The 14,448-nt window shown below is 64.8% G+C and carries 7 protein-coding genes; 1 reads left to right on the forward strand and 6 read right to left on the reverse strand.

Annotated elements, in window-relative coordinates:
• Window positions 1–4: 4 nt before the first annotated feature.
• A complete protein-coding gene (locus tag H163_RS0113135) occupies window positions 5–5,686 on the reverse strand; it encodes an autotransporter outer membrane beta-barrel domain-containing protein (RefSeq protein ID WP_019965054.1) in 5,682 nt (1,893 codons plus the stop codon).
• 432 nt (window positions 5,687–6,118) lie between these two features.
• On the opposite strand from H163_RS0113135, the gene H163_RS0113140 reads away from it, so the two are divergent.
• The gene (locus tag H163_RS0113140; RefSeq protein WP_026355812.1) at window positions 6,119–7,333 is read left to right on the forward strand and encodes a metallochaperone AztD; all 1,215 of its coding nucleotides are present in this window, start codon (window positions 6,119–6,121) and stop codon (window positions 7,331–7,333) included.
• 291 nt (window positions 7,334–7,624) lie between these two features.
• On the opposite strand, the gene H163_RS0113145 is transcribed toward H163_RS0113140, so the two are convergent.
• The 5 genes from H163_RS0113145 to H163_RS0113165 form a co-directional block, all read right to left on the reverse strand.
• Window positions 7,625–10,069: a Tex family protein gene (locus tag H163_RS0113145; protein ID WP_019965056.1), complete on the reverse strand. Its 2,445-nt coding sequence runs from the start codon at window positions 10,067–10,069 to the stop codon at window positions 7,625–7,627.
• Window positions 10,070–10,601: 532 nt separating this feature from the next.
• On the reverse strand, window positions 10,602–11,720 hold the full coding sequence (locus tag H163_RS0113150) for an ATP-dependent DNA helicase (protein WP_019965057.1): 1,119 nt from the start codon (window positions 11,718–11,720) through the stop codon (window positions 10,602–10,604).
• 127 nt (window positions 11,721–11,847) lie between these two features.
• Window positions 11,848–12,681, reverse strand: a complete 834-nt coding sequence (locus tag H163_RS0113155; protein ID WP_019965058.1) for a dipeptide ABC transporter ATP-binding protein — start codon at window positions 12,679–12,681, stop codon at window positions 11,848–11,850.
• A complete protein-coding gene (locus H163_RS22790; protein WP_019965059.1) occupies window positions 12,678–13,529 on the reverse strand; it encodes an ABC transporter ATP-binding protein in 852 nt (283 codons plus the stop codon). Before H163_RS22790 ends, H163_RS0113155 begins: the two co-directional genes overlap by 4 nt.
• 4 nt (window positions 13,530–13,533) lie before the next feature.
• Entirely contained in the window at window positions 13,534–14,388 is an 855-nt protein-coding gene (locus H163_RS0113165) for an ABC transporter permease subunit (RefSeq protein ID WP_244296262.1), read from the reverse strand.
• Between the last annotated feature and the right edge of the window lie 60 nt (window positions 14,389–14,448).

Genomic DNA, 14,448 nt, shown 5'->3' on the forward strand with positions numbered 1-14,448 from the left:
CCCGTCAGAATTTCAGGCCCAGCTTCAGGCCTGCCGAATGGCCGAGCGTGCTGCGCCCTGCCGTTGCCTCATAATGCAGCCGGGCCTCCACGTTGTTGCCCCACAGAAGAGACCCGCCGAGCCCGAGGGTCGCGACGGCCCGGTCCCGCTTCAGATCAAGGCGCAGCATCTTGTCCGGCGCGGGGGAGCCGGGCAGCGAGACAGTATGCTGCATGCCATTGAGTGCAATCCGGGCTCCAGCCTCCACATAGCCACGCGCAATTCCGCCCGCAAAAGGATGGTCCGTGGACAGGCGCAAGGCGGGGCGGACATCAGCAAGGAAATGCGTCCTGCGATGAACCTTCAGATTGAGCGAGCCTGCACCCGACTCCGTGAAGCCTCCGTCCTGCAGGACTGCCAGATCCAGTTCAACACTGGGGATCACATCAACCTGCCCGGCCCTGGCCAGCACCCCGGCCCGCAACCGCGAGGCAAGCGCCAGCGAGGAAGGACGAGACCTGGCAACATAGGCTGTCCCCGCAGATGAAATGAGCCGCTCCGCCTTGCCACTGCCATAGCTGCCGTTGAGCGACACAGAGCCATAGAACGGTCCCTGTGAGACCTTTGCGATGGCCCCGAGATGCAGGCGGTAACCTGAAGCGGACCGGCCGCTGGAACGGAAGCGCGAGCCCTCATAGGCACTGCTGAGACCAATGACCAGATCATCGCTGACACGCTGCTGACGGCCGAGGCTGACCATGACCGTGTCAACATCACTTGACCAGTCATAGCGCGTGGTGCTGCCGGTCACCTTGGCCCAGTTGCAGGCCTCTTCGGCGATGGCCGCATAGGGGCCCTCGGTGCCGCCGCAGCTCTGCATGTTCGACAGGTGCGTTCCGGAGGAGGAGAGCGTTGTCTGACTGGCCTTGCTGAAATCGGCCGCATCAAACACGGCCAGGCTGGACTCCAGAGCCTTTGGGTCAAGCGTGTTGGCTGCAAACAGCAGCAACGCCTCCAACTCGGGATAGGCGCCGGGCACATTGCGGCCGAGCGCCGTGACCATGTCATTGGCGAAGGTCGCGGCCTTCCCGGCATTGCCGCTGAGCCCGGCCAGTCCAAAGTCGACGGAGGCGCCAGTCACAAGCGCCCTGTCATGATAGAGATCATAGGCGAAACGGGTTGCCACGGTGCCGGAGGCAAGCCCGAACGGCAAAGATTCGCCCGGACGCAGACTGATGGGGGATGTGTCAGACGCCCCAGCAAAGCTCAGAACGGTGCTCGGTTGCGCAAACGCGGGGGCAAATGCGGTCAGCTGCGGAATGATCTGATCCCGGCCCGTATCGAGTGACAGCAGGTCGATGCGATCGCTGCCAAGCCCCGCAGGATCAAGTGCCAGGAAATGGCGTCCGCTCTCAGCGATCCTGTATGCACCGCCGTTCCGGATCGAGCCGAAGATCACCCCCGCATTGCCGATCCCAAGGTCCCTGCTGGCAGGACCAGAGATATCACCCTCCAGAATACCGCCGCGCCCCACGTTCAGCGCACCGCCGGCGCCGGACCAAAGGGCAGTTCCGCCGGGTGCCCGCAGAGCGCCTTCCACATCAAGCATCAGGTTGCTCACCTGCGCCCCCACCCGGATACCGCCCGCACTGCCCTTTGCAGCACTTACGGCACCGGTCCGGCCGATCTCAAGCCGCGCGACCTGCCCAAGAGCTGTGCTGCCGCTGGTCAAGCCGTCGGAAATGTTCACCGCCCAGGCACCGGCACCTTGAACGGCAACCGTGCCGTCGAGGCGGGCGGTAAGCGCAGTGCTGCCGTTATAGTCCGCATTACTCACCACGTAGATGCCATGCGCCCCAGGTCCCCAGGTGCTGACGGTACTGGTGCTGCGCAGCCAGATATTGATCCCGGTCCCAGAACCGGAACTGCTGGCCGATTGCGGAATCCGAAGGCCATCCGTGCCCAGCAGCGCGACGGTTTGCGGAAGATCCATCGCCAGAATGCCGTAAGCGGAGGCACCCACGGTGTAGATGCCGCCACGCAGATTCAGATCGATGCCTCCGAACTCCAATGGCAGCATGGATGGCAGAATGGGATCCGCCGTAATATCGAGAGGCAGAACAGCGGTGTCCATCAGCACCAGGCCGCCTCCACCGCTGGCCACGTGGGCGATGATGCCTGCCGAGCCGCCGCCCCGGGTTTCAACAAGAAGTGGAGCGGGTGCCTGGGTGTCATCAATAGCAACCTGCCCTGCAAACCCGAACGCCCCGCTGGAGGTCACCGTGACCGGAAAGGCGCCACCGGCAATTGTGCCTCGAACAACGCCCAACGCACCGCCGCTGCCGCCGATCGACTGGGCCAGAATGGCCGGGGCAACGGCACCATAGGTGCCGATACCGCCGCCGAAGTTCACCGACACATCGCCGCCCCAGCCCCCGTTGCCGCCACCGCCGCCAATGGTGAGCGCAAGCCCGTAGTTGGTGTCCGGCAGAAACGGAAGGGAGCCTTCATGCGCCAGAGAACCGGCCCCGCCGCCGCCGCCAACCGACTGGGCAAAGATGCCGGCAGCGCCAGCCCCCAGCGTGACGATTGCGCCCTGCCCTTCAACGGCCACGCTGCCGCCGCTGCCGCCGCCTGACCCCGCACGCCCGATGGCCAGCTTCATAAGGCCTCCGGCGGTCGTATCGCCGCCATAGCCGCCACCGCCGCCAACCGACTGGGCAAAGATGCCATGGGCGCCCGCGCCAGCGGTTTGCACACGCCCGGGATTGCTCACCAGCACGCTGCCACCCGCGCCGGAGCTGCCGCTCGCACCGCCGATCGCCATCTCAAGACCCTGACCGCTCAAGACGGGGATGCTCTTGATGGCGGAAGCAGCCGCTCCGCCATCGCCGCCGCCGCCGCCAATGGACTGGGCGAAGACGCCATGTGCGTTGGCACCCTGCGTCGAAATGAGGCTCCAGCCAGTTTCAGGACCCGTTGCGCTGCCGGCAAGGCTGACAGATCCGCCGTCCCCGGCAGAAGAGCCGGAACCACCGACAGACACCCCAAGGGCATAGGTATCAAAGCCGATGAGACCGTTGGAAATGGCGTGACCGCCGGAGCCGCCGCCGCCGCCAACCGACTGGCCATGGACACCATAGGCCATGACGCCGGATGTCGCGACGGTTGCGCCGGGTCCCGCAGTGAAGGTGACGCTGCCGCCATTCCCGCCTGCACCGCCCCAGCCACCGACGGAAACGGCAATGTCGGCACCGTTCTTCTTGTCTGTCTCGCGCGAGGGCAGCCCCCTCACCTTGTTGACCAGTCTGAGCAGAAGGGGCTGCGGTGGATAGAAGCGGTTCCAGCTTGGCACCGATGTCGACACGGCAAAGCTGTGCGCCACGCCGCCCGTGCCGCCGCCGCCGCCAACAGACTGGAGTTTCACGCCCGTGGCCATGACACCCGAGGTGGCAATGGAGCTGCCCGCCGCCGCATTGGCCACAACGCTGCCGCCATGGTTCCCCACGCCACCATGCCCGCCAACGGTCACCGCCGTGCTGACAGCCCTCCCGCCCTTGTCCTTGTTTTCCCCGCTCCGGCTGTCGAGCGTCGCGGCAATCGACAAGGCCAGCACCGAGCCGCCATCCCCGCCGCCGCCGCCAACGGATTGGCCAAACAGGCCATGGGCCTGATCGCCGAATGTGAGAATGCTGCCGGAATGGCTGACAGCCACGCTGCCGCCGGTGCCGCCGCGCCCCCCGTGACCGCCGACCGCGATGGGCACTGCCGCAGCAGTGCCGTTTCCGTAGATGGCAGAGATCGCATAGGTGTGAACGTCGCCGCCATGCCCGCCGCCGCCGCCCACCGACTGGGCGAAAAGTCCGTGCGACTGATGCCCCAGAGTCTGGATGGTGCTGGCCGCGAAGGTCGTGGCATTGACAGAACCGCCCTGTCCGCCGCTGCCGCCGGTCATGCCGAGGACAACATTCAAACTGAGCGCGTTCTTGCCAATGTCCGTATCAACCGTGACGACGCTGCCTCCACTGCCGCCGCCGCCGCCCACGGACTGGGCGAACACTGCGGGCGACCTGGAAGATGCTGTGGCGGCAGAGCCTTCATTGTAGACCGAAGCCGTTCCGCCATTGCCGCCACTGCCGCCCGAGCCGCCCAGGACGGCCGAAAGGCTGACAGCTGCTTCTCCCACCGCAGCGCCCACGTCGATCGCATGGCCGCCTGTGCCGCCACCACCGCCGACAGACTGAGCATGGACAGCAGGAGCCAGCCGTCCGTAAGTGATCACCGAACCACCGCTCAGGACAGAGACAGCGGCATCCGAACCGTCGCCACCCGAGCCGCCACTGCCGCCCTGGGCGAACGAAACATCAACGGCGCCGCTGCCGCTGGCGGCTGCCGTGACCGAGATCACCGCCCCGCCGTTGCCTCCCCCGCCACCAACCGATTGTGCCAGCATGCCTGCGGCATGATCGCCCGGCAATTGCACATTGCGCGGCTCAACCGCGTCCAGGGGATCGATATATCCGGTGGCAACCCGTCCGGAGCTGGTGAGCGTCACCATGCCTCCATTGCCGCCCGAACCGCCCAGACCGCCCATCGTCAGCGACAGCGCGGCCTGATATCCCAGAACCACGCTTTGAGCAGAGCCGCCCTCACCGCCACCGCCGCCAATCGACCGCCCAACCATGCCAGTTGCGTAGCGCCCAGCTGTGAGAATGGTTCCGGAATTGTCGATCGTCACCATGCCAGCGTCGCCGCCGCCGCCTGCATTTCCACCAACTGCAACCCCGTAAAAGGAGCTGTAGTCAAAGGCCTGCCCGCCATCGCCGCCACCACCGCCAATGCTCAGGCCCGACAGGCCACGCGCATGATCCCCGGCCGTTGTAATCCGGCCCAGGTTCATCATCGCGACACGCTCGCCGTTGCCGCCTGCACCGCCATTGCCGCCAAGGACGAGGATTGTGCCGGTGGTGACCCCGCCTTCTCCGCCATTGCCGCCGACACTGCGGGCGAGCGCGCCATGCGACATGACGCCAAGCGTTGAAAGAGCGCCGGAATTGCTAACACTGACCGATGACCCGGAGTTTCCGGCCTGTCCGCCCGAGCCGCCACGGCCGAAGAAGAAGCCGCCGCTCCCACCCGCTCCGCCATAGCCCCCTTCACTGAGAACAGACACCGCTGCGGCATAGTTGCCCAGGGTGGAAATGCTTGAGCCGGTATTGGTGATGACAGAGACAGAACCGCCATTGCCGCCGAGGCCACCGGTGCCGCCATCTGACGCGCCGTGGCCCTCGCCACCATCACCGCCCTGGCCACCCTTGCTGACCGCGAGAATGCCAACGGTTCCCATGGTCCCGGTCGCGATGCTGCCGGAGGGCTCCAGCATGAAAATCACGGATCCGCCATCACCACCTTGGCCGCCGGACGCCCCGTCATGAATGATGTTGCCGTCGCCGCCATGACCGCCCCTGCCGCCCACACTCAGGATCGAGAAGGCCGCTGGCCCGCCGTTGTACTGGACATAGTCGAAGGCATTGGAGATCCGCAGCGAAAGCCCGCCGCCGCCAGCCCCGCCACCTGAAGCTCTGTCCCAGCCCGCGCCGCCCCCGTGCTGTCCGTCAAAACCGGTTGAAGTGATGCCGAGGCCAGGGTTGCCCGATGTATCTGCGTAGCAATCAGCAACAGTGGCAAAGACACCGAGTGCCCCCATGGACGGTCCATTGCATCCGGCAACCGTAACCACCGGAAACAAGAACCCCTGCGCGCTTGCGGATGTGCCGGCCAGAGGCAAAAGCAGAACGGGGAGAACCACCGCCGGCAAGACAAGATCCGGCCTCAGGGGCCTCAGCCATTTGCAGGAAGCTGAATTAGGGCGCCCCGCTGGATGCATTTTGGAACAGGCAGCATCGCGCAACGCGCTCCCCGGCCGGGAAACAGTGCCTTCCAGCGCCAGCATCTCATCCATAGCAGCCCCCTCTAATCCCCCTACGTCATCCGGCAATGGTTAATGAGTCCTTACCGGCCATGCATTTTGACAAAACTCTGCGAGGGCGGGCCGAGACTCCGGCTCGGAAGGGCTTGCCAGACAGGCACCGGCTGGCTTAGATAGATTTGTTACAAAATAACATTACAGGAGTTTGAGATGCTTAGGCAGACGACAGCCCTTGCGCTGGCGATGATGGCGCTGGCCGCAGGTGGAACAATGGTACGGGCCGACGAAGCCCAGAGCCACTGGCGCGTTTTCGTTGGCGATCATTCCACCGGCAAGATCACGGCGATCGATCTGAACAAGCCGGACCAGCGCTGGTCCTTCGAAGTGAAGAGCCACGCAAGGCTCTATCCCTTCGGTGATGGCGCAGGCATTGCCGTGGTGCAGGCTGAAGCGAACCGCGCCGATTTTCTGAAAAGCGGCATCACGCTGGAAAGCCACGGCGACCACGCGGATATCGAGGTCAGCGATCCGGCCCTGCTCAGCACCTCCATGGAGGGTGGCAATCCGGTGCATGTGGTTGAGCATTCCGGTGTGCTGGCCATCAATTTCGACAAGGACGCCAAGGCGTCGCTTGCGGATGTGAAGGGCCTGCTCGGCGGCGATCCGCAGATGCGCACCTTCCCGCAGGAGGTTGCGCACCATGGCTTTGTGGCCGTGTTCGGCGATTATGTGCTCTCGACCGTTTCGGCAAAGGAAAAGCCGGAAGGCGCGTCAAGCCTGCCGCGCCTCGGGCTGCAGGCCTTTTCGGCCGATGGCAAACCGGCGTCGGATCTTGCTTCCTGTCCCGGCATTCATGGCGAGGCTTTCTCCGGCGCCTATCTGGCGGCGGGCTGCGAAGACGGCGTCCTGACGGTGAAGACGGATGGCGCAAAGCCCGAATTCGCGCTTCTGCCCTATCCTGCTGATTTCCCGAAGGGCAAGACCGGCACGCTGCTGGGCGTGAAGGGCATGCAGGCCTTCCTTGGCAACTATGGCGCTGACGGCCTTGTCGTGGTGGACCCGGCCGATGCGCCCCACTTCACCCGCGTCACCCTGCCCTTCCGCCGGGTGGACTTCGTGCTGGATCCGGCCAAGCCGCAGGCAGCCTATGTGCTGACCGAAGACGGCACGCTGCACCGCCTGAACATCCTGTCGGGCGAGATCGAAGTGTCCGTCAAGGTGAGCGAGCCCTACAGCATGGACGGCCACTGGCGCGACCCGCGCCCGCGGCTTGCTGTGGCCGGTGATACCGTGGTGATGACCGATCCGAACAAGGGCCTCTTGCGCCTCATCAGCACCGCTGACCTGAAGCAGACCGGCGAAATCCCGGTGGAAGGCCAGCCCTACACCCTCGCCATCGCCGGCGGCAGCGGCATCAGCCACTGACAAGGCAGTCAATCTCTCCGCCCCGTCTTGCTCGCAGGATGGGGCCGGGCACACCCTCCTTTGGCCGCAGTACCCCTCTCCCCCCTTGAGAGGGGGAGATGTCTGCGTCAGCAGACAGAGGGGGGTATCAGCGCTTCAGTGCGGCATCACCTTTCGTTTGAAAGGATAGCCCGCTACCCCCCTCTGCCCCCTGCCGGGGGCATCTCCCCCTCAAGGGGGGAGAGGAGTTGGTGCCTGACCGGAAGCCTTGAAGCCCCCTCAAGCCGGCCCCCTCGGAAAACCAGTCCCCGCTCACTTGCCCTTGCGGTTCATCGCAGCGGCGAGGGCTGCGGCCATGGCGCTGTTGCCGCCGCTGACCGGTGCCGGAGCGCCGCCGCCACGGGGTGCGCCGCCACCACGCGGGGCGCCGCCGCCGGGACGGGGGCCACGCGGATCACGAGGCCCTTCCTGGCTGGTCCGCTCGCGCGCGGCCTGATAGTCGGCGGCCTTCTTCATGGTCAGCGAGATGCGCTTGCGTTTGGCATCCACCTCCAGCACCGTCACCGAGACGATATCGCCCGCCTTGACCACCTTGTGCGGATCATCCACGAACTTGTCGGCCAGCTGCGACACGTGGACAAGGCCGTCCTGATGCACGCCGATATCGACGAAAGCGCCGAAGTTGGTGACGTTGGTGACCGTGCCTTCCAGCTTCATGCCCACGCGCAGGTCTGAAATCTCTTCCACACCATCCAGCAGCGTTGCGGTCTTGAACTCGGGGCGCGGGTCGCGGCCCGGTTTCTCCAGCTCGGCGATGATGTCGCGCACCGTCGGCAGACCGAACCGCTCGTCGGTGAACTGGGCCGCATTCAGCGTCTTCAGGAAGGCGCTGTCGCCCATGATCTGCCGCACATCCCGGCCACAGGCCTTCACGATGCGCTCGGCCAGCGGATAGGCTTCCGGATGCACGGAGGACGAATCCAGCGGATTGCTGCCATCGCGGATGCGCAGGAAGCCGGCGCAAAGCTCGAAGGCCTTGGCGCCAAGGCGCGGCACATCCATCAGCTGCTTGCGGCTGGTGAAGCGGCCGATGCTGTCGCGGTGTTCCACAACGGCCTTGGCAAGGCTTTCGCCCAAGCCTGAAATACGGGCAAGCAGCGCAGGCGAGGCGGTGTTGAGATCCACACCCACCGCGTTCACCGCATCTTCCACCACGGCATCCAGCGCACGGGCAAGCCGGGTCTGGTTCACGTCATGCTGATACTGGCCGACGCCGATGGACTTGGGCTCGATCTTGACGAGTTCGGCCAGCGGGTCCTGCAGGCGGCGGGCGATGGAGGCCGCCCCGCGCAGGGATACGTCCACATCCGGCATTTCCTTGGCTGCCAGCTCGGAGGCCGAATAGACCGAAGCCCCCGCCTCGTTGACGATGACCTTGATGGGCCGCGCCGCGACCGGAATGTCGGCCAGAACCTCTGCGGCCAGACGGTCAGTCTCTCGGCTTGCGGTGCCGTTGCCAATGGCGATCAGCCCCACCTTGTGGCGGGCGATCAGCGCCAGCAGCGTGTTGCGGGCACCGGCCATGTCGTTCTTCGGCTGGAAGGGATAGACGGTCGCCGTCTCCACCAGCTTGCCGGTGGCATCCACCACCGCCACCTTCACGCCCGTGCGGATGCCGGGGTCCAGCCCCAGCGTGGCGCGGGCGCCGGCGGGGGCTGCCAGCAGCAGGTCCTTGAGATTGCGGGCGAACACCTGAATGGCCTCTTCCTCGGCCCGGTCGCGCAGGTCACCCATCAGGTCAAGCTCAAGGTGCAGCGCCAGCTTCACCTTCCAGGCCCAGCGGGCTACATCCATCAGCCACTTGTCCGCCGGGCGGCCCTGCTCGGAGATACCGGCCGCATGTGCCACCATGCGCTCGACCGGCTTCAGCCCCTCGGTCACATCCGTGTCCACCGTCAGCTCGACGGAAAGCACACCCTCGTTGCGGCCACGGAACAGCGCCAGCGCCCGGTGGCTGGGGATCTTGGCCCAGCTCTCGGAATAATCGAAATAGTCGGCGAACTTGGCGCCCGGCTCCTGCTGGCCGTCGATGACCTTGGAGACGACAACGCCCTTGGAAGTCAGATATTCGCGCAGGCGGCCAACCAGTTCAGCGTTTTCGGAGAAACGCTCCATCAGGATCTGGCGTGCCCCATCCAGCGCATCCTTCACCGTGGCCACGCCCTTTTCCTCGCTGACAAAGGCGGCAGCTTCCGTTTCCGGCACCTTGCGCGGGTCGGTCAGCAGCGCATCGGCCAGCGGCTCCAGCCCCGCCTCGCGGGCGATCTGCGCCTTGGTGCGGCGCTTCTTCTTGAAGGGCAGATACAGGTCTTCCAGCACCGCCTTGGTGTCGGCCTGCGCGATCTTCAGCGCCAGCTCGTCCGTCAGCTTGCCCTGCTCGTCGATCGACTTCACGATAGCGGCACGCCGGTCTTCCATCTCGCGCAGATAGATCAGCCGCTCTTCCAGCTTGCGCAGCTGGGTGTCATCGAGCCCGCCGGTCGCTTCCTTGCGGTAGCGGGCGATGAAGGGCACCGTCGAGCCCTCGTCCAGCATCTGCACCGTGGCATTGACCTGGTTCGGCTGACAGCCGATCTCCTCTGCAATCCGCCGCGCAATCCTGAGCGCCACTTCGGGAGAGACCTGCGCCTTCTTGCCGGAAGCAGGCGTGGCGGCAAAGCCGGGGGTCTCGGGGCTCAGGTCGGAAAGATCGGACATGGGGTCGTTCCATCGCAAATTGATCGGATAGCCCCTGCCTTCCGGAAGGCCGGCAAGGGAGCGCGGACGATAGAGCCCGCAAAGGCGGCGATAAAGAGACACCCCGCCACAGTCCACGGAAATGCAGGGTTTCACACAGGGAGTGGGTGGGGAAGACACTAATAGAATGCCGCAGACCCTCTCCCTCGTAGGGCAAGGTTTGCGACGGGTAGCCAGTCAGGCTCCAACTCCTCTCCCCCCTTGAGGGGGAGATGCCCCCGGCAGGGGGCAGAGGGGGGTAATGGACTGTCCGCTTGTAGCAGAGATCCTGCCGTATTGAGGCGCGGCTACCCCCCTCTGTCAGCTTGCGCTGACATCTCCCCCTCAAGGGGGGAGAGGGGCGCTGCGGTAAAACCAAGGCCCGATCCTCGTCTGTGCGTCCAATGTAAGCACTGCCCCCTCGTGGAAGGGGGGCGGAGATGCCCTAGCATAAATCAAATGCACCACACCGGGCTGCTGTCAGCAGCTGGGCATTTATGGTTCCCGCAAATCATCACCGCACCACGGTAATGCTCTCCGCTGCGCGGGTGACGGCGGTGTAGAGCCAGCGGTCGCGGTGTTCGCGGAAGGCGAAGCTTTCGTCGAAGAGGACAACGCGGTCCCATTGCGAGCCCTGGGCCTTGTGCACGGTCAGGGCATAGCCGAAATCGAATTCGTCGGACTTGCGCCGCAGGGCGTAGGGGATCTGCTCCGCGCCTTCCTCGAACAGCGCAGGCATGACCTTGATTTCCACCGACTGCTTGCCCGGCTCGTCTTCGGGCATGATGTCATAGCGCAGGGTGTTGCCCTTGGACTGTTTCTGCCGCTTCACCTGCCAGAGGCCGCCATTGAGCAACCCGCGGGTCTTGTCGTTTCTGAGGCACACAAGCTTGTCACCCACAGCGGGCATGGGCTGGAGGAAGCCCTTCAGCTCGCGGATGCGGTTGTTGTAAAGGCGGCGGGTGCGGTTGGTGCCGACCAGCACCTGATCGGCGGCAAGGATCTGTTCCTTGTCGATCTCCCGGCGGGAAATGATGCGGCTGGCGCCGAAAGTGCCGTAATCAAGGCTGCCACCCTCGCGGATGGTCATGGACATGCGCACGATCGGATTGTCCTGCGCCTGCCGGTGCACCTCGGTCAGCATCACGTCCGGCTCGGCCTCGGTGAAATAGCCACCGCCCTTCACCGGCGGCAGCTGCGCCGGATCGCCCAGCACCAGCACCGGCGTGCCGAAGGACAGAAGATCGCGGCCCAGATCCTCATCCACCATGGAGCATTCGTCGATGACGATGAGGGACGCCCGCGCTGCCTCGCTGTCACGCTTCAGGGCAAACTGCGGTCCGGCATCCTCACCCTCCTCGACGATCTCCTCTTCCTTGGCCGCGCGCGGCCGGTAGATCAGCGAGTGGATGGTGCCCGCATCCGTGCAGCCCTTCTGGCGCAGCACATGGGCTGCCTTGCCGGTGAAAGCGCCGAAGCACACGTCGCCATCAATGCCTTCCGCCAGATGGCGGGCCAGCGTCGTCTTGCCCGTTCCGGCAAAGCCGAAAAGGCGGAACACCTGCTTGTCCCCGCGCTTCAGCCAGCGCGCGGCATCCGACAAGGCCTTTTCCTGCTGGGGCGACCAGAGCATCCGTGCGATTCCCGTTTCGTTCGCTCAAGGCAATAGCGGGTTTTTACCGCATCACCAAGGCTCGAAAACAAAAACCCCGCGAGACCGGCTGGCGGCCTCGCGGGGCATATCCTCAATCAGTTCTGCTTCAGGCGGCCGCAGCCTTGGCCGCGAGGCGGGCGCGGATGCTGTCCACACTGGCATTCGGCGTCGCACCGAACAGGGTGCGGGTATACTCGTGCTGCGGGTTGTCGAACACCTCTTCACGGGTGCCGTATTCCACCACTTCGCCGTAATACATCACCATCACCTTGTCGGCGAGGTAGCGCACCACCGACAGGTCGTGGCTGATGAACACGTAGGTGAGGCCCATCTCGTCCTGCAGATCCTTCAGCAGGTTGAGGATCTGCGCCTGAACGGAAAGGTCGAGCGCAGACACCGGCTCGTCCAGCACCAGGAGCTTCGGCTTCAGCATGATCGCCCGGGCAATCGCCACGCGCTGGCGCTGGCCGCCGGAGAACATGTGCGGATAGCGGCCGTAATGTTCAGGCTTCAGCCCCACCTTTTCCAGCATGGACAGCGCAGCATCGCGCCGCTCGGCTGCGGACATGTCCGTGTTGAGCAGCAGCGGCTCTTCCAGAACATGACCGATCTTCTGGCGCGGGTTGAGCGAGCCATAGGGGTTCTGGAACACGATCTGCACCTTGCGGCGCATCTCGCGGGAGATCCCGGTCCTGGCGATGTCGATGGACAGGCCGTCGATCTCGATGGAGCCGGAGGTCTGCGGGTCGATCATGGTGAGAATGCGGGCAAGGGTGGACTTGCCGCAGCCGCTCTCGCCGACGATGGCAAGGGTTGAACCGCGCTCCACATCGAAGCTGACACCCTTCACCGCCTTCAGCACGCGAGGCTTGGAGAACATGCCCCCGCCGATGACATATTCACGCGTGACATCGCGCACCTTGAGGATTGCGTCACTCATGCGCCGGCCTCCTGCGCTGCAAAGGTCTTGGCAAAGTCGCTCACGGTCGGCAGCCGGTCGCCGGTGGCGTTTTCCGGCAGCGCCGACAGCAGCGCGCGGGTGTAGGGGTGCTTGGGCGCCTCGAAGAGGGAAAGCACATCGGACTCCTCCATCTTCCGGCCCTGATACTGCACGATCACCCGGTCGGCGGTTTCGGCCACGACACCCATGTCATGGGTGATCATGATCAGCCCCATGCCGCTGTCCTTCTGCAGCTTCATCAAGAGGTCGAGGATCTGCTTCTGGATCGTCACGTCGAGAGCCGTCGTCGGCTCGTCGGCGATCAGCAGCTTCGGGGCGCAGGCAATCGCCATGGCAATCATGACGCGCTGGCACTGGCCGCCCGACAACTGGTGCGGGAAGGAATTGACCCGGCGCTCCGGCTCGGGGATACCGACAGACTTCATCAGCTCCAGCACGCGGGCCTTGCGGGCGCTGCCGGAAAGATCCGTGTGCACCTTCAGCGCTTCATTGAGCTGGAAGCCGACGGTGAAGCACGGGTTGAGGCTGGCAATCGGCTCCTGGAAGATCATGGAGATGTCCTTGCCGATGACCTTGCGCCGCTCTGCTGCAGAGAGCTTGCGCATGTCACGGCCTTCAAACTCCATCTTGTCCGCCGTGATGGTGGCCGTGTCCGGCAGAAGCCCCATGGTGGCCAGCATGGCAACCGACTTGCCCGAACCGGACTCGCCGACGATGGCCAGCACTTCACCGGCCTCGACCGTATAGTCCACGCCGTCCAGCGCGCGGAACGGGCCCTTGGCGGTGTCGAACTCGACCCGGAGGTTGCGGATTTCAAGTAGCGCCATGGGCTTAGCTCCGCTTCAGCTTGGGATCGAGCGCATCACGCAGGCCGTCGCCGACCAGATTGATGGCAAGAACCGTGATGAGGATGGCAAGACCGGGGAAGGTGACGACCCACCAGGCGCGCGTGACGAATTCGCGTGCTTCGGCCAGCATCGTACCCCATTCCGGGGTAGGAGCCTGAGCGCCCATGCCGAGGAAACCGAGGGCGGCGGCATCAAGGATGGCATTGGAGAAGGAGAGCGTCGCCTGCACGATCAGCGGCGCAACGCAATTCGGCAGGATGGTCTTGAACATCAGCCGCAGATGCCCTGCCCCGGCCACACGCGCCGCCACCACATAATCGCGGTTACGCTCGGCCATTACGGCCGCACGGGTGAGGCGGACGAAATGCGGCTGCAGCACCAGAGCAATGGCAATCATCGCATTGGTCAAGCTGGGTCCAAGAATCGCGACCAGAACCAGCGCCAGCAGAAGAGACGGAAACGCCAGAATGATATCCATCACACGCATGATGAACGTATCGACAGCGCCACGGGCATAACCGGCAACAAGGCCAAGCACGATACCGCCAGAGGACGCGATGGTCACCACCAGCGCGCCAATGAACAGAGAATACCGCGCACCAAAGATAAGCCTGGAAAGGATGTCACGGCCCACTGCATCGGTACCGAGCAGGAAGCGCCAATCGCCACCTTCAACCCAAGCTGGCGGGACGAGGAAGCTGTCACGGTACTGCACCTGCGGCGCATGCGGGGCGATGAGCGGCGCGAAGACCGCCATCAGCACCACGAGTGCGAACACAGCCAGACCGATAACGGCACCGCGGCTCTGGGAGAAATAGTACCAGAATTCGGCCAGCATGGCGCGGGTGGCGTTGCGGCTTTCCTGGGCGAGCTTTTCGGCCGAAACGGGTGCGGCCTC

Origin of the sequence: Pannonibacter phragmitetus DSM 14782 (assembly GCF_000382365.1) — a bacterium.
In the GTDB taxonomy this organism is placed as follows: Bacteria; Pseudomonadota; Alphaproteobacteria; order Rhizobiales; family Stappiaceae; genus Pannonibacter; species Pannonibacter phragmitetus.